23 protein-coding genes are annotated in these 21,976 nt (G+C 41.9%); 22 read left to right on the top strand and 1 reads right to left on the bottom strand.

Features of this window, described 5'->3' with window-relative positions:
- The first annotated feature begins 3 nt into the window (after window positions 1-3).
- The 13 genes from aroB (at window position 4) to N693_RS0111195 (ending at window position 11,006) form a co-directional block, all read left to right on the top strand.
- Window positions 4-1,110 (top strand): 3-dehydroquinate synthase, encoded by a 1,107-nt coding sequence (gene aroB, locus N693_RS0111255; protein ID WP_025784881.1) that lies wholly within the window; start codon window positions 4-6, stop codon window positions 1,108-1,110.
- Window positions 1,107-1,472, top strand: a complete 366-nt coding sequence (gene aroH / locus N693_RS0111250; protein ID WP_025784880.1) for a chorismate mutase — start codon at window positions 1,107-1,109, stop codon at window positions 1,470-1,472. The genes aroB and aroH overlap by 4 nt, the downstream gene beginning before the upstream one ends.
- A gap of 25 nt (window positions 1,473-1,497) precedes the next feature.
- Window positions 1,498-2,589, top strand: a complete 1,092-nt coding sequence (hisC, locus tag N693_RS19210; protein ID WP_037593161.1) for a histidinol-phosphate transaminase — start codon at window positions 1,498-1,500, stop codon at window positions 2,587-2,589.
- A 4-nt stretch (window positions 2,590-2,593) separates the two neighbouring features.
- Window positions 2,594-3,706, top strand: coding sequence for a prephenate dehydrogenase (locus tag N693_RS0111240; RefSeq protein WP_025784879.1), 1,113 nt, complete (start codon window positions 2,594-2,596; stop codon window positions 3,704-3,706).
- A gap of 14 nt (window positions 3,707-3,720) precedes the next feature.
- The gene (gene aroA / locus N693_RS0111235; RefSeq protein WP_051508735.1) at window positions 3,721-5,028 is read left to right on the top strand and encodes a 3-phosphoshikimate 1-carboxyvinyltransferase; all 1,308 of its coding nucleotides are present in this window, start codon (window positions 3,721-3,723) and stop codon (window positions 5,026-5,028) included.
- A gap of 39 nt (window positions 5,029-5,067) precedes the next feature.
- Window positions 5,068-6,339 (top strand): tetratricopeptide repeat protein, encoded by a 1,272-nt coding sequence (locus N693_RS0111230; protein ID WP_025784877.1) that lies wholly within the window; start codon window positions 5,068-5,070, stop codon window positions 6,337-6,339.
- A 1-nt stretch (window position 6,340) separates the two neighbouring features.
- A complete protein-coding gene (locus N693_RS0111225) occupies window positions 6,341-6,895 on the top strand; it encodes a ReoY family proteolytic degradation factor (protein WP_025784876.1) in 555 nt (184 codons plus the stop codon).
- Complete coding sequence (locus N693_RS0111220; protein WP_156028914.1) at window positions 6,882-7,391, top strand: DUF2487 family protein; 510 nt, start codon at window positions 6,882-6,884, stop codon at window positions 7,389-7,391. Before N693_RS0111225 ends, N693_RS0111220 begins: the two co-directional genes overlap by 14 nt.
- A gap of 186 nt (window positions 7,392-7,577) precedes the next feature.
- Window positions 7,578-8,081: a ubiquinol-cytochrome c reductase iron-sulfur subunit gene (locus N693_RS0111215; RefSeq protein ID WP_025784874.1), complete on the top strand. Its 504-nt coding sequence runs from the start codon at window positions 7,578-7,580 to the stop codon at window positions 8,079-8,081.
- A 22-nt stretch (window positions 8,082-8,103) separates the two neighbouring features.
- A complete protein-coding gene (qcrB, locus tag N693_RS0111210; protein ID WP_025784873.1) occupies window positions 8,104-8,778 on the top strand; it encodes a menaquinol-cytochrome c reductase cytochrome b subunit in 675 nt (224 codons plus the stop codon).
- 42 nt (window positions 8,779-8,820) lie between these two features.
- Window positions 8,821-9,585: a menaquinol-cytochrome c reductase cytochrome b/c subunit gene (locus N693_RS0111205; protein ID WP_025784872.1), complete on the top strand. Its 765-nt coding sequence runs from the start codon at window positions 8,821-8,823 to the stop codon at window positions 9,583-9,585.
- A 73-nt stretch (window positions 9,586-9,658) separates the two neighbouring features.
- Window positions 9,659-10,267: a DUF1405 domain-containing protein gene (locus N693_RS0111200; protein WP_025784871.1), complete on the top strand. Its 609-nt coding sequence runs from the start codon at window positions 9,659-9,661 to the stop codon at window positions 10,265-10,267.
- A gap of 67 nt (window positions 10,268-10,334) precedes the next feature.
- Window positions 10,335-11,006, top strand: a complete 672-nt coding sequence (locus tag N693_RS0111195) for a zinc metallopeptidase (protein ID WP_025784870.1) — start codon at window positions 10,335-10,337, stop codon at window positions 11,004-11,006.
- Between the two features lie 40 nt (window positions 11,007-11,046).
- On the opposite strand, the gene N693_RS0111190 is transcribed toward N693_RS0111195, so the two are convergent.
- Window positions 11,047-11,919, bottom strand: coding sequence for a YitT family protein (locus tag N693_RS0111190; protein WP_025784869.1), 873 nt, complete (start codon window positions 11,917-11,919; stop codon window positions 11,047-11,049).
- A 104-nt stretch (window positions 11,920-12,023) separates the two neighbouring features.
- On the opposite strand from N693_RS0111190, the gene N693_RS0111185 reads away from it, so the two are divergent.
- The 9 genes from N693_RS0111185 (at window position 12,024) to dinG (ending at window position 21,941) form a co-directional block, all read left to right on the top strand.
- Window positions 12,024-12,359: a nucleotide pyrophosphohydrolase gene (locus N693_RS0111185; protein WP_025784868.1), complete on the top strand. Its 336-nt coding sequence runs from the start codon at window positions 12,024-12,026 to the stop codon at window positions 12,357-12,359.
- The gene (gene dapB, locus N693_RS0111180; protein WP_025784867.1) at window positions 12,359-13,156 is read left to right on the top strand and encodes a 4-hydroxy-tetrahydrodipicolinate reductase; all 798 of its coding nucleotides are present in this window, start codon (window positions 12,359-12,361) and stop codon (window positions 13,154-13,156) included. The genes N693_RS0111185 and dapB overlap by 1 nt, the downstream gene beginning before the upstream one ends.
- 211 nt (window positions 13,157-13,367) lie before the next feature.
- Window positions 13,368-14,504 carry an N-acetyl-alpha-D-glucosaminyl L-malate synthase BshA gene (bshA, locus tag N693_RS0111175; protein ID WP_025784866.1) on the top strand — a complete coding sequence of 379 codons (1,137 nt, stop codon included), beginning with the start codon at window positions 13,368-13,370 and terminating at the stop codon, window positions 14,502-14,504.
- 1 nt (window position 14,505) lies between these two features.
- Window positions 14,506-15,684, top strand: a complete 1,179-nt coding sequence (locus N693_RS0111170; protein ID WP_025784865.1) for a CCA tRNA nucleotidyltransferase — start codon at window positions 14,506-14,508, stop codon at window positions 15,682-15,684.
- Window positions 15,662-16,642 carry a biotin--[acetyl-CoA-carboxylase] ligase gene (locus N693_RS0111165; RefSeq protein ID WP_025784864.1) on the top strand — a complete coding sequence of 327 codons (981 nt, stop codon included), beginning with the start codon at window positions 15,662-15,664 and terminating at the stop codon, window positions 16,640-16,642. The genes N693_RS0111170 and N693_RS0111165 overlap by 23 nt, the downstream gene beginning before the upstream one ends.
- 240 nt (window positions 16,643-16,882) lie before the next feature.
- Entirely contained in the window at window positions 16,883-17,722 is an 840-nt protein-coding gene (panB, locus tag N693_RS0111160; RefSeq protein WP_025784863.1) for a 3-methyl-2-oxobutanoate hydroxymethyltransferase, read from the top strand.
- A gap of 32 nt (window positions 17,723-17,754) precedes the next feature.
- Window positions 17,755-18,585: a pantoate--beta-alanine ligase gene (panC, locus tag N693_RS0111155; RefSeq protein WP_371257563.1), complete on the top strand. Its 831-nt coding sequence runs from the start codon at window positions 17,755-17,757 to the stop codon at window positions 18,583-18,585.
- A gap of 3 nt (window positions 18,586-18,588) precedes the next feature.
- Window positions 18,589-18,969, top strand: a complete 381-nt coding sequence (panD, locus tag N693_RS20455; RefSeq protein WP_025784861.1) for an aspartate 1-decarboxylase — start codon at window positions 18,589-18,591, stop codon at window positions 18,967-18,969.
- Between the two features lie 197 nt (window positions 18,970-19,166).
- Entirely contained in the window at window positions 19,167-21,941 is a 2,775-nt protein-coding gene (gene dinG / locus N693_RS0111145) for an ATP-dependent DNA helicase DinG (RefSeq protein WP_025784860.1), read from the top strand.
- Window positions 21,942-21,976 lie beyond the last annotated feature (35 nt).

The raw sequence follows: 21,976 nt of genomic DNA, 5'->3' as shown, positions 1-21,976 counted from the left end.
GCGATGGAACAACTCAAAGTAAAAACCAAAACCAGTTCTTATCACGTTCATATTGGAAAAGAGGTGTACGACCTTTTTTCCACAGAGTACAAAGAGTTACTTCATAATGCAGATAAAGTCGGGGTTTTTGCAGATGCGACCGCTGCCTCATATCACTTGGAAAAACTTGAACAAGCGTTAAAGGCTGCTGGGATTGCCCATGAGCTACATACCCTTCCGGCGGGAGAAGAGAGTAAAAGCCCAATAAGTTTCATGAGTTGCCACTCGTTTTTGCTACAGCATAATTTCACAAGACAATCTGTGCTAATTGCATTCGGTGGTGGAGCTTGTGGTGATCTTACAGGATTTGTAGCAGCAACCTATATGAGGGGTATTCCTTTCTTACAATGTCCGACAACGATACTTGCTCATGATAGTGCTGTAGGTGGTAAAACTGCCATTAACATGCCTGAAGGTAAAAATATGGTTGGGTCGTTTCATCAACCGGCTGGTGTGCTATTCCATCCTGATCTATTTACGACCCTACCGAAACGGGAAATTCGCTCTGGCATGGCTGAGCTCATAAAACATGCGTTGATATCCGATGCTGAATGGACGGAGTCATTGCTTTTGAATTCTGACTTCCCGTACTTTTCTGCGGATGTGTTATCCTCTGAGCTTTTAAAGGGGATTCAAGTTAAAGCTAATATTGTTGAACAAGACGAATTTGAACAAGGTATGCGTAGATTTTTGAACTTCGGTCATACTCTTGGCCATGCCGTTGAAGCGTATTTTGGATTTGGTAAGGTCAGTCATGGGGAGTGCGTCATGATCGGTATGGCGTATAGCCTTTTGTTAAGTGAATCATTTGGCGATATCACACCTGAATTCACTGAGAGGTTTATCCGCTTTGCTGATCATTCAAGTTATCCATTGCAGGCAATTTTGGATGTTGACTTCTCTGCCCTGTTACCTTTCATGAAAAAGGATAAAAAAGTTTCCTCAGGACAATTGGTCTTTGTTTTACTCGAGAGTCTGGGAAATCCATTTACCCAAAAAGTTTCTGAAAAACAATGTGAACACTCGTATTATGAATTGATATCACGTATAAAGGGGGAAGTGCAAACATGACAGTAAGAGGCGTAAGGGGAGCGACAACTGTAGGACAGGATGAACAACAAGCTGTTTTAGAAGCAACCGAGCAATTAGTTCAAACAATGGCTAATGAGAATAATTTAGAAGCCGAGGACATCGTGTCAGTGCTAATCTCTACAACTGTAGACGTACAATCCGCATTTCCTGCAAAAGCGGTACGTACAATAGAAGGTTGGACATATGTTCCTGTGATGTGTATGCATGAAATGGACGTACCTGGGGGTATGCCCCTGTGTATACGTGTACTCATGCATGTCAATACAGAGGTTGCCCAGCAAGATATCATTCATATCTATCAAAATGATGCAGTGAAACTAAGACCTGATCTTAAGAAATAGGTCATCATACAGGAGGAGTTCGCACATGAATTGGAAACCAGCACTATCAACTATGAAGCCGTATAAACCAGGTCGATCTATTGATGAGGTACAAAAGGAATTCGGCTTAGAAGAAATTGTGAAGCTAGCTTCTAACGAAAATCCTTATGGTTGTGCTCCTTCGGTACGTAAACTTCTAGCAAATTCAGAGGTTCAGATTGAGATGTATCCTGAGACCGCTGCCCCTCCACTCAAAACGAAACTTGCAGAAAAATTAGGTGTGGATGAATCGAATATCATTTTAGGAAATGGATCAGATGATCTTATTACGATTATTTGTCGTGCACTCTTAACACGTGAGTCGAATACGTTAATGCCAACACCTTCGTTTCCACAATATGGACATAATGCGAGAATTGAAGGCGCGGAAGTTCGTGAAGTTCCGTTAGTGGGTGGACAACATGATCTTAAGCAATTCTTACAAGAAATCGATTCGTCAACGTCAGTCATCTGGATCTGTAACCCTAACAATCCTACTGGCGACTTGATCCCATCGGATAGCTTGAAAAAGTTTCTAGATGAAGTGCCTAGTACGATCTTGACTGTTTTGGATGAGGCATACTTTGAATACATAACTGATGAGAGTTATGAGAATCCGATTCAATGGTTATCTGAATACCCGAATCTCATGATTTTACGGACATTCTCGAAAGCATATGGCCTTGCCTCCTTCCGTGTTGGATATGGAATTGCTTCTTCTGAAGTTATTACAGAGCTCAACAAAGTTAGAAATCCATTTAATACAAGTTCTCTATCTCTCCTTGCTGCAGAAAATGCTTTAGAAGACCAGGCCTTCATTGATGAATGTCGTCTTGAAAATGCGAAACAGCGAAAGCGTTTTGAAAAATTTGCAGAGGAGCATGATCTGACCATCAATCCATCAGAAGCGAATTTTGTCCTGATTGAAGTCCCTATAAATGCAAATGAAGCAGCAAATCAGTTAATGCAACTTGGCTATATCGTACGAAGTGGTGATCTACTCGGAACACCTAATCGAATTCGTGTGACTATCGGTTCTGAAGAACAGAATAATGGTTTTTTCAAAGCGTTCGAAACACTATTGACAAACAGAGGTTAAATCTATGACAACTAACGTATCTATCATTGGGCTAGGGTTAATCGGTGGATCCCTAGCTTTAGCATTGAAACGAAATCCTGAAGTCGTAATTACAGGATTTGACCGTTCTTATAAATCGGCGGATGAAGCTTACCGAAGAGGAATAATTGACTCAGTCGCGCCATCAGTCAAGGCGGCAGCAAAAGAAGCAGATTTTCTCATATTTGCTGTGCCTGTTGCGGCAACTGCGCAACTATTACATGAAGCTGTATCATGGGATATGAAATCGACTGTAATTGTAAGTGATACAGGAAGCACCAAACAACCAATCATGAGTGCTGCAAAAGGGTTAATCGACAAAGGAATCACCTTTATTGGAGGACATCCGATGGCGGGGTCCCATAAAAGTGGAATCTCGGCAGCTATCGAGCATCTATTTGAAAATGCCTATTATGTGTTAACTCCTGAAGAAAGTTGTCATTCAGATGACCTCGATCGCATGAAAGCACTGTTAACAGTGACACAAGGAAAATTAGCTGTGCTAGGTGCATCCGAGCATGATCAGATGACTGCAGTAGTCAGTCACTTCCCTCATATTATCGCATCCTCTCTTGTGAACTTGCTTTCTTATCAAGAACAACGACAACCTTTTGTGCGAAGACTTGCTGCTGGTGGTTTCCGAGACCTTACGCGGATTGCATCGGCGGATCCGGTTATGTGGCGGGATATCACTGTTCAGAACAAAGAAGAGTTAGTAGGTCAGCTGGATCGATGGCTGACAGAAATGCATACGGTACGAGAAATGTTAACTGACAACGATCCGAGTTCAATTCAACAATTTTTCGATGAAGCGAAACAGTTTCGCGATAATCTTCCTTCAGTTACACAGGACGAAGCTCAAGGCGCTCTATATATGCAATTCGACCTTCATATAGATGTTCCTGATCATCCGGGAGTGATTTCTGAAATCACACGTATTTTGGCTGTAAAAGAGATCAGTTTGACTAATATACGTATCGTTGAAACTCGGACTGATGTATATGGAATTCTCGTCATCAGCTTCCGCTCTGCAGCGGAACGGAACAATGCTGCACAAGTGCTTGAGAAAGAAACAGAGTACTCTATGCAAATACTTTGACGGAGGCGCTTTTTATGGAGAAAATAGATAAGATTACAGCTTCCTTTGAAGGAGGCGCATTGAATGGTACTTTACATGTCCCAGGAGACAAATCGATTTCGCATCGTGCCGTCATGCTCGGTGCTATTGCTAAGGGTACAACGACTATTAGTGGATTTCTTGCCGGCGAAGATTGTCTTTCTACAATCCGTATTTTCTCCCAGCTCGGAGTGAATATTGAGAGAAGTGGAACAAATGTAACCATTAAAAGTCCGGGAATCACTGGCTGGAAAAATCCGGATGAGGCATTGGATGCTGGTAATTCAGGGACCACAGCTAGATTATTGCTAGGAATTCTCGCAGGATCGATGGTGACTGCTGAAATTACAGGTGATCGTTACTTATGTAAGCGACCGATGCGTCGTGTCACAACCCCATTAACTGAAATGAATGCTAAATTTGAGAGTGATCATGTAGCAGGAACGTTACCCTTGACGGTGAAAGGTTCTCATCTCAAAGCCATGTCTTATGAGATGCCTATTGCCAGTGCGCAAGTAAAATCCGCTCTATTATTTGCAGGTTTTTCAGCAGATGGGACAACAGTTGTTACTGAAAAAGCGGTCTCACGGGATCATACTGAACGTATGCTTCAACAGTTTGGAGCGAACGTCCAAACAGAAGGAACCTCTGTGTCAATTGTTGGCGGACAGTCCTTGCAAGCGTGTAATGTGAAAGTGCCTGGCGACATTTCTTCTGCAGCCTTTTTTATGTGCGCAGCGGCTATGATTCCGGGAAGTACCATTACCTTTAAAGATCTCGGACTCAATCCAACCCGTACGGGGATTGTCGATGTATTGAAAGAGATGGGAGCTAATGTATCTATTGAGCAGGAGTTTGAAGTGGAAGGCGAACCTTATGGAGAGCTAACAGTGGAATCTTCAAACTTACGTGCAGTTGAAATTAGTGGTTCTCTAATACCGAGGTTGATTGATGAGTTACCTGTGATTGCATTACTTGCAACTCAAGCAAAAGGGACAACGATAATTAAGGACGCTGAGGAACTCAGGGTGAAAGAGACGGACAGGATCGAAGCGGTTTGTTCTGAATTACAAAAGCTAGGTGCATCCATCGAACCGACTCCTGACGGGATGCGTGTTACAGGTCCAACTAAACTAAAAGGTGCAACATTAAGCTCTCATGGTGATCATAGATTGGGTATGATGGCTGCCATTGCTTCATTAGTGGCTGAAGGACCTGTACAGATTGAAGATGCTTCCAGTATCAATGTTTCCTATCCTGGATTTTTCGAACATCTTAATTCGTTGACTCGATCGAAACACTAATGGACTTATTGTATACAACGTGTTAAAAAAGGAGAAACTATGGAGCAGGTACAACAGTTAGAAAACATAATTATGAATGGCGATTTGCAAGCTATTGAAGAAATGGTTGAGCAACTCACAAAAAGCACCGAGTTTGATGCGGTTTATGACAGTGCTACTCTTCTAATGGAGTACGGTCTTGTTCCTCAAGCAGATCAGTTATATGATGCTTTACTCGCCCACATGCCGGATGCCGGTCAACTGAAAATCGATCGAGCAGAAGCAATGATGGCATTGGGAAGAGAAGACGAGGCCTTGTTACTCTTGACGGATATACAGAAAGAAGAAGAAGAGTATCTGCAGGCGTTATTATTGTTAGCCGATTACTATCAAACGGTTGGAATGGCAGAAGTTGCATTATCTAAAATTGATGAAGCGGCAGAACTAGCACCGGAAGAGCCGGTCATCCGTTTTGCGAAAGCTGAACTTCTTCTGGAGAGTGGTAAATATTCAGAAGCTGTTCGTCTTTACTTGCAACTGAGAGAACGGGGATACGATGAAGTTGGTGGCACATCTCTTGAATCACGGATTGCAGAAGCATATAGTGCTGGTGGTGCATATGAAGAAGCAGTTCCTTATTACGAGTCTCTACTAAAGTATGGGAATGTACATCCCGATACGCTTTTCGGTGCAGCATATAGCCAATACCAAAGTGGAAACCCTCAACCAGCGTTGAATCATTTAGATCAGTTAATCGAAATGGATCCTGACTATTTTTCTGCTTATATGCTAGCGGGGCAGGCAAGTCTATTACTAGATGAAAGTGAAAAAGCGTTCTCTTTCTTCAAAGAAGGGATACGCAGAGACGAATTCGACAAAGAGCTGCATCTTGCGGCAGGTAAAATTGCACTGAAGCTAGGGCTACCTGAAGATGCAGAGCGCTATTTGGGAGATGCACTAGCTTTAGATCCCGAGTACGTAGAAGCACGCATTTCACTAGCTTCTTTGTTTGAACAACAAGAACAACACGAAAACCTACTAGAACTTCTTCAAGATACATCTGAAGAACAGTTGGAAATCCCTTTACTAGCTGCATTTAAAGCGTATGCTGAGGAAAATCTGGAACGTTATGCGGAGGCATACGATTCTTACGTTCAGGCATACAATGGCATGAAGGAAGATCCGGAATTTCTAGAAAGATACGCCAAATTTCTACTAGAAGAAGGGAAACGACCAGAAGCGATGAACATTGTAAAGGAACTGGTGATGCTTGTACCGGATCATCCTGAATGGACATCATTTCTAGAGGATCAGGAAGAAGAGGAGGCGTAAGATGGAAGCCATGATTCCTGTCGCTGCCAAAAAGGATTTCATTAGGTGGTTTTTAAAGCGCTATCGTTTAAAGCGCCGGGAATGTGTCTGGATTTTGAATTACTTACTAAGCCATGAGAAGATTTTGAGAAATGTTCATTTTACAGATGACGCGCATTTTTGTCCGCGAGCGATGGTGATTTCGACTACTGACTCGAATGGTGTGCCTTTCAGATTTTACAAAGGGAGTCTAATGACGACAGATGCGGAGAAGTCGTTTCATGATCTGCGTTTGCATCCGGATGAAAAAATGTTCATTCAGCTTAACTTCCTCAAAAGCAACAGTTCGCCACACTATGCGAGTGTGCTTGAAGAGAATCCTTATTTTCCAATGGATCAGCAAGTCAGTGAGCGTGATCGACAGATTGCTCAGAAGTTATTAAATGAAAGTGTAACAACGATGACTAAAGAAACGTTGATGAAGTATGTAGATGAAGCCCTTGATGCAAATGATGAGAAGCAATTTTTGGCTTTATCCGCGATGTTAAACGAGTTGAAAGTATTTGAAGAACGGTGACTCCATCTTATGTGATGGAGTCGTTCTTCTCTATGAAAGGTTGGATTCGATGAATTGGAACGCTTCTGACATGAATTTGTTTTTGCAGCAAAAAGAGTACATAGATACATTGGTGGTACCGCTTATAAAAGTGGAGACAGTTGAAGAGAGTATGAAAGCAAGCGCATCATCAACTGATTTTTTAATGAATTTAGTCGACTATATAGAACTGCAATTCAAAGGAAGAATTATGGTTGCGCCGCCTTTTGCATATACACCGTCAATGGGGCTACAACAATTTGGTAAAGTGTTGTCAGATGACTTCTCAAAATCCTCTTTTAAACATGTTTTTTTCCTGACAACGGATTCTCAATGGACAAGCATTGCAACAACAGGAACCGTATTGTGGCTTCCCTCGATTCCAATCGAAAATATGGACGATCGTCTAAAACAATCTATTTTAGAGGATCAATTGAAGCAGCTTTTACCTCAATTAACTGATGAATGGAGAAAATAGGAAATAAGTAGAAGGAATTGTGAATTGTAATTGAGAAAAATTCATCATTTGTTCACAAACAGAAAACCCATTTAAATGCAACATTGAATTTCAAGTGGTGGTAGGATATTATAGATATGTCCTAGTATTAACAATTAGCAAAAGTATGTCCGTTGGACTGACTTTGGAGTAAGAGGAGGGAAATGAATGAGCAGCAAAGTGTCTAGACGCCAATTCCTTAACTACACATTGATGGGTGTCGGCGGATTCATGGTCTCAGCAGCAGCAATGCCGATGATTCGCTTTGCAATTGACCCGGTTTTAGCATCAGCAGATGGTGGTGATTTTGTCCCAACTGACCAAAAAGCGGATGATGTAACAGAAACGCCTATCCGAGTCGATTATACGATCAAAGATCGTAAAGACGCTTGGTACAAATCAGACGTTTCAAACACTGCTTGGGTCTATAAAGCTGGCGATAAAATTATCGCGTTATCCCCTGTTTGTAAACACTTGGGTTGTACAGTGAACTGGGCAGGCGATGATACCCACCCTAATGAGTATTTCTGTCCTTGTCATGGTGGCCGCTATGAGAAGAACGGAAAGAACGTTCCTGGCACTCCACCAACTGGTCCACTTGATCAGTATGAAGTTGAAGTTGTTGACGGTCTCGTCCATCTCGGTAAAACAATGCCGAACACACTAGTCTAAATAGTCAGGGGGTACAATCAAATTGATGAACAAAATTTATGATTGGGTCGATGAACGGCTTGATATCACACCGATTTGGCGCGATATCGCTGATCATGAAGTACCTGAACACGTAAACCCCGCACATCATTTTTCTGCATTCATCTATTGTTTCGGAGGATTGACATTCTTCGTGACGGTAATCCAAATCTTATCCGGTATGTTTCTTACAATGTATTACACACCGGATATTGAAAATGCTTGGAAATCCGTTTATTATCTTCAAAATGAAGTTGCATACGGAGAAATCGTGCGTGGTATGCACCACTGGGGAGCTTCTCTCGTAATTGTAATGATGTTCCTACATACATTACGTGTATTCTTTACAGGTGCTTATAAGAAGCCTCGTGAATTGAACTGGGTTGTCGGCGTTCTATTATTCGTTGTCATCTTGGGTCTTGGATTCACTGGATACTTATTGCCATGGGATATGAAAGCACTATTTGCTACAAAAGTAGGAATTGAGATTGCAGGTTCTGTTCCGTTTATAGGTGAGTGGATTAAGATCCTTCTTGCAGGTGATGCTACGATTCTTGGAGCTCAAACGTTAACGCGTTTCTTTGCGATCCATGTATTCTTCCTGCCTGCAGCACTTCTTGGATTGCTCGCAGCACACTTTATCATGATCAGAAGACAAGGTATTTCCGGACCATTGTAAAATATACGGAAGTCCTTGATTTCTCACTAAGGAGGGAACAAGATGCAGCACGGAAAAGGTATGAAATTCGTTGGAGATTCACGTATTAAAACGAATCGAATGTCCAACACACCTAAAGACTATTCCGAATATCCGGGTAAGACGGAAGCCTTCTGGCCAAACTTCCTCTTGAAAGAGTGGATGATTGGAGCAATCTTCTTAACTGGGTATTTGATTATTACATTAGCGCATCCATCACCGCTTGAGCGACAAGCGGATCCGACCGATACGACATATATTCCTCTTCCTGACTGGTATTTCTTGTTTATGTACCAGTTGCTGAAGTATGAATTTGCGTCCGGTCCATTTAACGTCATTGGAGCTATCGTTGTTCCTGGACTTGCTGTTGGTGCACTTATGCTCGTTCCATTTATGGATACTTCTAAAGAACGTCGTCCTTGGAAACGTCCGTTGCCAACAGGATTCATGCTTCTTGCATTTGCGGCTATTTTCTACTTGACATGGGAATCTGTTGTGAACCATGACTGGGAGAAAGCAGCAGCTCAAGGTGCTATCGTTGAAGAAGTTGAATTTGACGAAACGGCTCCGGGCTATGAGATTTATACAGGTTCCAGCTGTATCGGTTGTCATGGTGATCAGTTCCAAGGTGGATTGGGTCTTCCACTAACGGATACTGGACTTGCACCGGAAGAAATTGAGAAAATTGCCCATGACGGTATTGGCACAATGCCTGCAGGTCAATGGGATGGTTCCGACGAAGACTTGGCGACTATGGCTGAGTTCATCTCGAATCTAGGAAAAGAATAACTTAAAGGAGTCAGGAAACTGACTCCTTTTTTGATACATATAAATGGATTCTGCAATGTATGGAGTGATGGGTATGCAATTTGCACTAACTTGGATACGAATGATTCTGTTCAACAAATCGTTCCTATGGATTTTATTGTTTATCAATATCATTGGAACGGTATACGGGTATGATTGGTACATGTGGCAACTTGAAATTACAGAGCCGATCTATTGGATATTCGTTCCGGATAGTCCGACTGCCAGTTTGTTTTTCTGCTTTGCTATCATCGGCTGGTTATTGAATACAAATTTCAGGTTGTTTGAAGCTCTCGCCCTTATTACTCTTGTGAAATATGGAATATGGGCTGTGGCTATGAATCTGCTGACATTGAACGAAGTGGGTACAATTGGTCCTGCAGGATGGATGCTCGTCATATCTCATGGGGCAATGGCGCTTCAGGGAGTATTGTATTGGAATAAGTATAAGTTCGGAATGATTTCGATCTTAATAGCAGCTGTTTGGACATTACATAATGATGTAATCGATTATGTCTTTGGACAAATGCCGATCTACGGGGACTTGATGAAGATGATGGATACTATCGGTTACTTCACGTTCTGGTTATCCATTGCTTGTATTTTACTAGCGGTATGGAATTGGAAGCGTCGTCATAAAATTGTAACAGAGCCAATCCGTTAAGCACCTTAAAAGTTGCGAGTCACTTTCAAGCACATTAAAATAGGGAGTAGGGAAAGGGTGAGGACCGTTGAATTTCTTAGTGTATTTAGGCATCATAATTTTGTTGCCATTGTATGCACAGTTCAAAGTAAAAAGTACGTATAACAAGTATTCAAAAGTTCGTTCAACATCTGGAATGACTGGTGCACAAGTCGCTCGTCTAATCTTAGACCATAATGGCCTTCAAGATGTAAAAGTTGTAGAAACTCAAGGAGTTTTGAGTGATCATTACAATCCAGTAACAAAAATAGTTGCATTATCGAGTCAAAACTATCACGAGGCATCTGTCGCTGGAACAGCTGTAGCCGCTCACGAAGTCGGTCACGCTATCCAAGACAAGGAAGCTTATACGTTCCTTAGATTTAGACATCGTCTCGCTCCTGTAGCTGGAATCACTTCAAATGCTAGCTGGTTCTTCATCATGGCGGGCATACTCTTCTCGAGTTTGAACAGTTTACTAGGAATCGGGATTATTATGATGGCAGTTGGAGTTGTTTTCCAGATTGTTACATTACCTGTTGAATTCAATGCTTCTAGCCGAGCAATGACTCAAATTGTAGAACTTGGGATCATTCGAAACGAAGAAGAACCCCATGCGAAAAAAGTTTTAAGTGCAGCCGCGATGACATACGTTGCAGCAGCTGCTGTGGCGGTACTTGAATTGTTACGTCTTGTAACAATTTTCTTAAACCGTGACTAAACAAAAAATGCCCACGCTAAATTTTAGCGTTGGGCATTTTTTATCTTGGAATCGGTTGTTTCTTATCGTCTAACGTAAAGCCTTCTCCCATCACATCATGGACATCTGAAACAGAGACAAAGGCATGTGGGTCAATCGAGGTGATAATATTTTTCATCCTCATAATTTCGTTCTTCGCGATGACGCAGTACAAAATACTGCGATCCGCTTTTGTGAAGTGGCCATACCCTTTGAACACTGTCACTCCACGATCCATCTCAAGAGCAATCTTAGTTGCAATCGCATCTTGATGATCCGAGATGATGAACGCTCCTCTTGCGGCGTATGCGCCTTCCTGTACAAAGTCAATGACTCGCGCACCGACAAATAACGCAACAAGCGTGTACATCACTGAACGATGATCGAGATACACATACCAAGAGACTAGAATGACGACAGCATCGAACATAAACATCGTTTTCCCGATGCTCCATCCCCAATGGATTTGAGCGAGACGTGCGATAATGTCTACACCGCCTGTAGTACCTCCGAATCTAAAAATGATTCCAAGGCCAACACCGATAAAGATACCTGCGAATAACGATACGAGGAACATGTCCCCTTCGAGGTGGATATCGATCTGATACTTCATGAACACCTTTAGAAAAACAGAAACGGCAATCGTCCCCACGACGGTATAAGTAAATATACGTTTTCCGAGCATACGCCATCCAATGATGAACATAGGAATGTTAAGTACTAAGTTCATAATCGCAGGATCCCATTTAAAAGCGAAAAACAGAAGTAGTGTAATCCCTGTAAAACCGCCTTCAGCTAACTCGTTTTGAATATTGAAATGAACGAGTCCAAAACTGAAAATGGCAGCTCCGAGTACAATGAAAAACAAATTTTTAAACTTTATATCCTTGAACATCTCATCACTCTCCTAAAAGCACTAGTGTTATTATCAGGCATCCAATATATTTTGACAATAGTAAGATGAATGAATACGATAAGGAAAGAAAGGTGTGAGCGACAATGAGTGAATTGAAAACAATGAAAACGATGCAAAAAGAAGTGGATGCATACATTTCAAGCTTTAAAGAAGGATACTTTCCGCCAATGGAGCTCATAGCCCGTATGACAGAAGAATTAGGTGAGTTATCACGGGAAGTTCAGCATGTACATGGTATGAAGAAAAAGAAGAGTTCTGAAAGCGCGAGCACTCTAACTGAAGAGACAGGTGATTTGTTATTTGTACTCATTTGCTTTGCAAACGCTCAAGGAATAGAGTTGACGGAAGCGTTGGATACAGTTCTTAATAAGTTTAAAACACGTGACGCAGACCGTTGGACTAAAAAGGAGGAAATCTAATGACAATCCGTGTCGCAATCGCAGGTGCCCGTGGACGAATGGGAAGTACTGCAGCAGCTGCAATAACGGAAGCTCCAGATATGGAATTTGTAGGAGCTCTTGACTATAAATACGATGGTTGGTACATAAATGAGGGGACACTTAAAGAGTATTCACCTGGAGTTCGAGTATATACTTCTATTGCTGAACTAGCAGAAATTGAGAGGCCGGATGTACTTCTCGATTTAACGGATCCAGAAGCGGTCTTTCCGAATGCTCGAAAGGCGCTTACTCTTGGCATCCGTCCTGTTATTGGAACATCAGGTTTGACACTGGAAGAAATCGATCAGTTGAAAATGTTGAGAGAACAAAAAGAACTATCTTGTATTTTAGCTCCTAACTTCTCAATTGGTGCAGTTTTGATGATGAAGTTTGCTGCACAAGCCGCTCATTATCTAGGTGATGTTGAAATTATTGAAATGCATCATGACCGAAAGTTGGATGCTCCTTCAGGGACTGCTGTTAAAACAGCTGATATGATTTCAAACGTAAGGACACCACACCTACAGGGACATCCAGACGAACAAGTGAACGCTTATGGTGCAAGAGGGGCTGACGTTCAAGGGATGAAAATCCACAGTGTCCGTTTGCCTGGATTGCTTGCACACCAGCAAGTGTTGCTTGGTGGTGAGGGTGAGTTATTATCAATTCGCCACGATTCGTTTGACCGCAAAAGCTTCATGCCAGGTGTTCTTCTTGCTGTGCGTGAGTCTATGGGTCAACATCAATTTATCAATGGGCTAGAAGAACTCATCTAATACTGTTGGACAAAAGAGTGTGATGCACTCTACATGGTAGTTTTTGTGGGGAGAGCAAAATAGCAAGACTTTTATCTGTCACATCAAACTCTCCTTGTTTTTATTGGATTGAAATCGAGCCTTTCGGAAATCAATCGACTGGACTGATAAACAAGAGCACCATACATTTGTAAATAACGTAATGAAATCTTAATAAGTAAGGGATGATGGGATGGAACGATTAAAAATAGGTGTCATATGCTATCCATCCTTAGGTGGATCGGGAGTAGTAGCTACTGAGCTCGCTATTAAAATGGCTGCAAAAGGTCATGAAATTCACTTTATAACGTCTAGCCTTCCGTTTAGATATAACGAACCTCATGAGAATATTCATTTCCATGAGGTAAGAATCGATGGATATGCAGTATTCAAGTATCCTCCGTATGACATCGCACTCGCAAATCGAATCGGTCAAGTTGTTGAAGAGCACCAGTTAGATTTGCTCCATGTTCATTATGCGGTTCCACATGCAGTCTCAGCAGTGTTGGCGAAAGACATGATTCAATCGGATATCGGAATTATTACGACGTTACATGGCACGGATGTGACCATTCTCGGACACGATCCTGCACTTCGCAATACAGTTAAATATGGAATTGATAAATCTGATATTACAACAGCGGTCTCTGACTCCCTCCGTACAGAAACCATAGAGCTAATAGAGCCTACAAAAGATATTATTACCATCTATAACTTCATTGATGAAGATACGTACCATCCTGTTGAATGTGGATCATTACGAGAGGATTTTGATATTAAGAAGGATGAAAAAGTAGTCATTCATATTTCGAATTTTAGAAGTGTCAAAAGGATTCCAGATCTGATTCGTGCATTTGCGAAGATTGTAGAAAAAGTTCCCTCCAAACTTCTATTAGTGGGAGAGGGTCCAGAAGTTCCAAGAATTCGTAGGTTGGTGGACATGCTTGGCGTTACTGAGAATGTGATTTTTACAGGGAAACGCGATGACTTGCCAGAACTTTTATCATTCAGTGATGTCATGGTACTTCCTTCTGAAAAAGAGGCATTCGGACTTGTATTATTAGAAGGATTTGCATGTGGAGTTCCTGCAGTCGGTACAAAGGCAGGAGGAATCCCTGAAGTAATCGAAGACGGGATTAATGGTCATATAGTGCCTATAGGCGACCCCGATGCGATAGCAGAAAAAACGCTACGAATTTTGAGTGACAGTGATGTTCATCAACAGATGAAAGAGAACGCGATGAAAACTGTAAAAGGAAAGTTCGCATCTGACACCATCGTCGCACAATATGAAAAGCTTTATTATGACTTGCAAAAGAAGGAATGCTAATATGTTTGGAACTACTAAAAGCCGTACAGTCATCACTCGTTTGAACGAATTCGGGTATGAAGCTGTTTTTGTAGGAGGAGCTGTTCGGGACTTTCTTCTTGGTAAAGAACCAACGGATATCGATATAGCCACTTCAGCGACCCCTGAACAAGTAAAATCTGTTTTCAAGAACACAATAGACCTAGGAACAGAGCATGGCACCGTATTGGTGATTGAATCAGGAGAACCTATTGAAGTAACGACCTATCGTACAGAAGGAACGTATTCAGATAATCGGAGACCGGATGAAGTCCATTTTGTAACTTCTTTAGAAGAAGATTTGAAAAGACGAGATTTTACCATCAATGCCCTCGCTCTTCGGATTGACGGAGAAGTGGTAGATCCCTTTAATGGTAGGGAAGATTTGTCGACGAAAACAATCCGGGCAGTAGGGAATGCAAGTGAACGCTTTAATGAGGACGCGCTTCGAATGATTCGGGCAGTCCGGTTTGTATCTGTGCTTGGATTTGAATTGGAATACTCGACAAAAGAATCGATTACAGCGCTGGCCAGTACTATTAAAACTCTCTCTGTGGAGCGGATTAAAAGCGAATTCGATAAATTGTTTCAAGGTACATTTGCTCACGATGCTTTGAAGTTACTAGCAGAAACAAATTTGTCAGAGGCACTTCCCTTATTTCCCGAGCGGCAAGATACGTGGTTACAGTGTGCCCCATTCCGAAATTCACTTGAGGGGTGGGCGTCATTGATGATTGCTGGTGACTTCGATGCATCCGAGGTCGTAAGAGCATATAAATTATCAAACAAGGAACGGTTGTATCTGAAATCGATACAAAAGTTCTTTGAAATTAGACAACAGCGCGCTTATACAATCGATGATTATTACGCAGCCGAGTATTCGACGTTGGTGTCTGTTGAAAAGATGATAGTCGCTTTCACACATCAAGTAATGATTGATGAAAACGAGATTAAGTTAGCAATGAATGGGTTACCGATCCATTCCAAGCAAGAATTAGCTGTGAAAGGTGAACAGCTGATGGAATGGACCGATAAAAAAGCAGGAAGATGGCTTGGTGAAGCGATTCAAGCCATTGAACACGCTGTCCTATATCAAGTAATTCCGAACGAACAGAATGCGATAAAGGAATGGTTTTTACATGAATACGAATGTAAAAAGTGAGTTGCTGAAACGGATGTCGGCAGGTAAAGACAATCCAGTGTCAGGACAACAATTGGCGGATGAGTATGGTGTATCTCGTACCGCCATCTGGAAATATGTAAAAGAACTTGAAAGTGAAGGGTATGAAATTGGTTCGATTCGAAAAAGAGGATATTACTTAATCGACTCACCAGATACAGTAGGTCCAGCGGCGGTACAACAGTTTTTACAAACTGAAAACTATGGACGTGCCATTCGGCATGTTGAAACGTGCCCATCGACACAAATACTTGCGCACGAAGAAGCACAAAATGGTGCACCCGACGGGACTGTTATTATTGCTGATGAGCAAACCGCAGGCAAAGGCCGATTATCTCGTCCCTGGTCATCTGTTGCAGGAAAGGGAATTTGGATGAGTGTTATAACACGACCTAGGTTAACCCCGCAGCAAGCACCTCAAATGACGCTTGTTGCTGCAGTCGCTATTGTACGAGCTATCGAAGAACTGACGGATGTCACGCCTACTATAAAATGGCCGAACGACATCTTGGTGGATGGTCGTAAACTAACAGGAATTCTGACAGAACTTCAAGCAGATCCGGATCGTGTAAAAGCCATCATTCTTGGTATCGGCATGAACGTTAATCAGCAGTCAGAAGATTTCCCGGAGGAGATTCGTTCAATCGCCACATCTCTTTGTATTGAAGAAGGGCAACCGGTTAGCCGCGCAAAATTGGTAGCGAAAGTCTTAGATTATTTAGAATTATACGTTGCGTTATACGTCGATAAGGGATTCGCACCGATTAAACTCCTTTGGGAAAGCTACGCAGACTCAATCGGCAAACGTGTTCGAATCTCGACGTTACAAGACACCTACGAAGCGACTGCTAGAGGCATTTCAGAAGACGGACGACTTGAAGTAGTGCTTGACGACGGAACTATACGAGGAATCTATTCAGCTGATATTAACATTATCTGAACAATTAAAAACCATTTGGCAATTACCCACTTTGGGTGTTATAGTGATTGAGAAGGGCGATATCATATAGAATCGCACCTGTAATACCAGTTCGTGAATACAATTAAATAAATCTGCCTTGATCATATTGACAGGGACGGAGGAAACCTATGACGATATCCTACACAACCCTTCTGTCTTTTTATGACTAGAAGGGTTTTTATGTTTTGGTTTTCTCCTGAATAGGAGAGGAGAAGAACAATGAAAACGATTACGGAATTAAAACGGATGAAAGCTGAGGGTAACAAAATTGTGATGATGACAGCATATGATTACCCTACAGCGGTTTTTGCTGAAAAATCGGATGTTGACATTTTGCTAGTTGGAGATTCTCTTGGAATGGTCGTTCTGGGATATCCATCAACTGTATATGTGACTTCAGCTGATATGGTTCATCACGGAAAAGCGGTTAGGCGTGGTGCGAAAGATACGTTTCTTGTTGTCGATCTGCCTTTCGGTACGTTTAGAGGATCACAAGATCGAATTCTTAACGAAGCAATTCGGGTCTTTCAAGAAACGGGTGCAGACGCGCTTAAAGTTGAAGGAGCCGATGAAGTATTAGAGACAATTCAGCTACTTACGAATACAGGGATCCCAGTAGTTGCCCATTTAGGTTTACTTCCTCAATCGGCATCTGTTATTGGAGGTTACAAAGTACAAGGAAAGACAGCGAATGCTGCACGCAAATTGGTGAATGATGCGATATTGTGCGAAAAAGCAGGTGCATGCATGATTGTTGTCGAGTGTATCCCTCATCAGTTGACTGAGAAGTTAACGAAAGCAGTCAGTATTCCGATCATAGGAATAGGTGCAGGTGCAGAAGCAGACGGCCAAGTACTTGTATTCCATGATCTCGTAAAATATGGAGAACACCATCTGCCGAAATTTGCGGAAAGCTTTAGTGATGCTGGAAAAGTTATTCAAGATGGAATTACGTCATATACAAATGCTGTGCGAACAGGGGCGTTTCCTAACACTCAGCATCAGTTTACGATGAAGGAAGAAGAATTGGTGAATTTGTATGGAGGCGGAAACCGGTGACTGATACGACTACTATGCAATGTACAGCTTTAATCTCAAAAATGATTGAATGGCAGCAAGACATGAAAGCATCGAATCGGACAATTGGTTTTGTTCCGACGATGGGATTTCTTCATGAAGGTCACGTTGCTTTAATACAGGAAGCGAAAAAGAACAATGACTGCGTGGCAGTTAGTATATTCGTAAATCCTACTCAATTTGGACCAGGGGAGGACTTTGAAGCGTATCCTCGCAATTTGGATGCTGATGTAAGACTTGCTGCGCAAGCGGGTGCGGACATTGTATTTTGTCCGGAGGTAGAAGAAATGTATCCAACTGACGGGGGGATACGTATAGTTCCAGGTCCTCTGGCAGACCAGTTATGCGGAGCATCCCGTCCAGGTCACTTTGATGGCGTGTTGAAAGTGGTCTTGAAACTCGTTAACATCGTGCAACCAACCAATATATACTTTGGCATGAAAGACGCGCAACAACTTGCAATTATTGAGACGTTTTTCCGAGATTACAACTGTCCTGCAACCATAGTTCGCGTTCCGACAGTTCGGGAGTTAGATGGATTGGCAAAAAGTTCAAGGAATGTGAATCTTTCTGACCAAGAACGGAACGAAGCACCAGCAATATATGAAACGTTGCAACAGGGGCAAGTTTTAGTCCTTGAAGGGGTCGCAAATGATGTGGTTAAACAATTTGTCACAGATGAACTTGAGAAAAAGACATCGGGAATCGTTGACTATATATCAATACTGACTTATCCACAATTGGAAGAACCGACCGCTAAGTCGAAAAATCTAATCATTGCATGCGCTGTCCAATTTCCAAAAGCTCGTTTAATCGATAATATCATCTTTGAGAGGGAAGGCTGAATCATGTTCCGTACTATGCTTACAAGTAAACTACACCGCGCTACCGTTACAGAAGCCAATTTGAATTATGTAGGAAGCATTACAATTGACGAAGACTTACTAGATGCATCCAATATCCTCGTTAATGAAAAAGTACAGATCGTCAACAATAACAACGGAGAACGATTCGAAACGTATACCATTCCAGGGAAACGTGGCAGTGGCATGATCTGCGTTAATGGTGCTGCTGCAAGGCTCGTCCAACCAGGAGATATCGTTATTATACTTGCGTATGCTCTCATGACGGATGAAGAAGCACAACATCATGCTCCAACGGTCTTGCTCATGGATGAGTACAACAAAATACAACAAATCATCCAAGAATCCCACGGCGTCATTGTTTGATAAACTCTATGTGAATTGTGTTGAGAAACACACACTCCATTCGAACATATAACTACTTGACTATCCGGAATCAGTATCTACTGACTTTCTGGATAGCTTTTTTATTTTTTGTCATGTTCGTACCCTTCCTTTAGAGCCTAGACTGAATATATGGTACAATCTGCAGTAGGAAACCGATACAGGAAGTTGATGAATCCATGGAAAATCTAAAATTTGCAGTAGTCGATTTGGAGACAACTGGTCATTCCTCTGAAAAAGGCGACCGGATTATTCAAATTGCCATCATGTTCATTGAAGACGGCATCCTCACAAACGAGTATGTCCGCTTTGTCAATCCCGGTCAAAAAATCCCTGTTTTTATACAAGAACTAACGGATATCACGAACGCCGAGGTAAAAGATGCACCATTATTTGAAGCAATTGCGCAAGAAGTGAGAGACTTGTTAGAGGGTTGGGTTTTTGCCGCACACAATACGAACTTTGATTTAACATTTCTGCAAAAAGAGTTTCAACGTTGTGGAATTCCTCATTGGCAAGGAAAACAAATCGACACAGTGGAATTTTCGAAAATCATGTTTCCATCGGCTGTCAGCTATCGTTTAAAAGAATTGACAGAAGAACTTGGAATCGAACTGACAGCTGCTCACCGTGCAGATGATGATGCAAGAGCGACAGCCAACTTATTACTTAAATGCATTGAAAAAGTAAAATTGCTTCCTGAACAAACTATAACTCGTTTACATAAGCGCTCTTTTTCGTTGAAAACAGATCTATCTGTAATATTCTATTTAGCGCTAGTAGAAGCACGTCAAAAAACGTCTCACCCGCATCTCTCTCATTTCCGGGGCATCCCATTTCAGAAGACCGAGCTCATTCAAAACCTTAAACCGAGAGAAATTGCCTATCCAATTAGTCAAGACGAAAAAGATCAGTTGCTCATTCAAGCTTATCCGTCCTACGAATCTAGAAACGCGCAACTGGAATTCATGGATGCAGCTTGGAAATCTTTACGTACAGGAACGGAAATCATGGTTGAGGTTCCTACAGGAATAGGAAAGACAGTATCATATTTACTGCCTGCAGCCATTCGTGCAGTAGAAACTAAACAAGCAGTCATTGTGAGTACGTACACGAACCATTTGGCAGATAAAATTATGGATGAAGAAATTGACGTCGTCTCGAAAGCACTATCGATTCCTATTCAAGCTACCGTGCTGAAGGGGCGTTCAAATTATATCTCCTTAGCAAAGTTTGCTGAACTGTTGTTAAGTGGCGAATCGAGTTATGACAATATATTCACTGAAATGCAACTTCTAGTTTGGCTGACGGAAACCACGACGGGGGATGTCAACGAACTTAATCTTTCAGGTGGCGGCATGCTGTACATCGATCGTATACGCAAACGGTCTTCGGTTCTTGCAGATGATGAAGTTGGAGTCGATTATCATCAAATCGCTTTGGAAAATTGCCGTCATGCAGATATTGTCATCACGAATCATGCATTACTTCTCAGTGAGGGGACCAGTAAGGAACAAATCGTCAAGGAATCTTGCGGGCTCGTTGTCGATGAAGCCCATCAGTTTATACACGCTGCCTATAAAACAAATGAAACCATATTCTCCTATACGAATTGGAAATATGTATTGGGGCAAATCGGTTCGGAAGCAGATGACCAAATTAGTCGTCGCATCGAAGAGATCCTCATACGAAAGAGATTACATCGTTCACGTGAGCGTTCAAACCTTTTGACAGCATTCGAAAAATTCTCTTCTGCTTTTGACGCTGCCATTCATGAGTTAATAGGGTCAGAATCTGTTCAAAGAGGTCATGTAAAGGGTAGTCGACTTCATGTCGCTTTGGAGGATATTTCAGCGGATCGGATTGTATTTGAAACTGTGTTTCAATCGATGAATAGCTTTATTGAGCAAGCTTCGACATATGTCAAACGATTGGATATTGAAGTGGAAAGTCTTTCCGATAAGGAACAAGCGATTCTTACGGAATGGCATTATTGGATAGATGAGCTACGTGTGAAAATCGGAGAATGGGTCGAATTATTCCTTGAAAACGAAACGGATGGAACCGTTTGGATGGAGCAAGACCAAAGAAGTATCCCGGGAAGTCTTACAGTTATTAAAAGTCCGATTGATAGCGCACCCGTGATCCGTAATTCTCTGAATTCATTTTTCACTGAGAAAAAAGGTGTGATATGGACGTCTGGGACATTATCAGTGAAAAGTGATGAGCGCTTTGTTGCACGGCAATTAGGTGTTGCCCCTGAGGTTCCCGTTTTGAAGTTGCTTGCACCTGAACACTTCTATACAGGTGCTCAGATTTTTCTCGTCGATGATATGCCGAACATTCAACAAGTCGCACAACAAGAATACGTGGAAGAAGTGGCAGAGGCAATCGTCCAAACGGTAATGGTAACTGAGGGAAGACTTTTTGTTCTCTTTACCTCACAAGATATGTTGAACCAAACCCACGAACTCATTTCAGACAGCGGATTGTTGGAAGACTATGCACTCATCGCTCAAGGAATCAGCTCAGGTAGTAGGTATCGATTGTTGAAATCATTCCGTCAGTATGAAAAAGCGGTATTGTTCGGTACAAATAGTTTCTGGGAAGGTGTTGACGTCCCAGGTAACTCATTATCGGCGATTATCATCGTGCGTTTACCTTTCTCATCTCCGTCTGAACCTGTGTTTAAAGCAAAAACTGCCCTACTGAACCAGATGGGGAAAAATGCTTTCACTGCGTATGCATTACCTGAAGCAATTCTGAGACTACGTCAAGGTTTTGGAAGACTGATTCGCTCATCTACAGATACTGGGTTTTTCATTATCTTAGATCGAAGAATTGAAACAAAATCATACGGTAAGAAATTTCTAGAAGCGTTGCCAGACGTGCCTGTTAAAAAAGTGTCACTAGCACGTATGGTAGATGAACTTAATAATTGCTATAATAAATGAGTCTAACGGACTTAGATGAATGTATTCTTTAAAAT

Source organism: Sporosarcina sp. D27, from assembly GCF_000586555.1.
GTDB lineage: Bacteria > Bacillota > Bacilli > Bacillales_A > Planococcaceae > Sporosarcina.
Note: the sequence above shows the minus strand (reverse complement) of the source record. Positions and strands in the feature narration are given on the sequence as shown.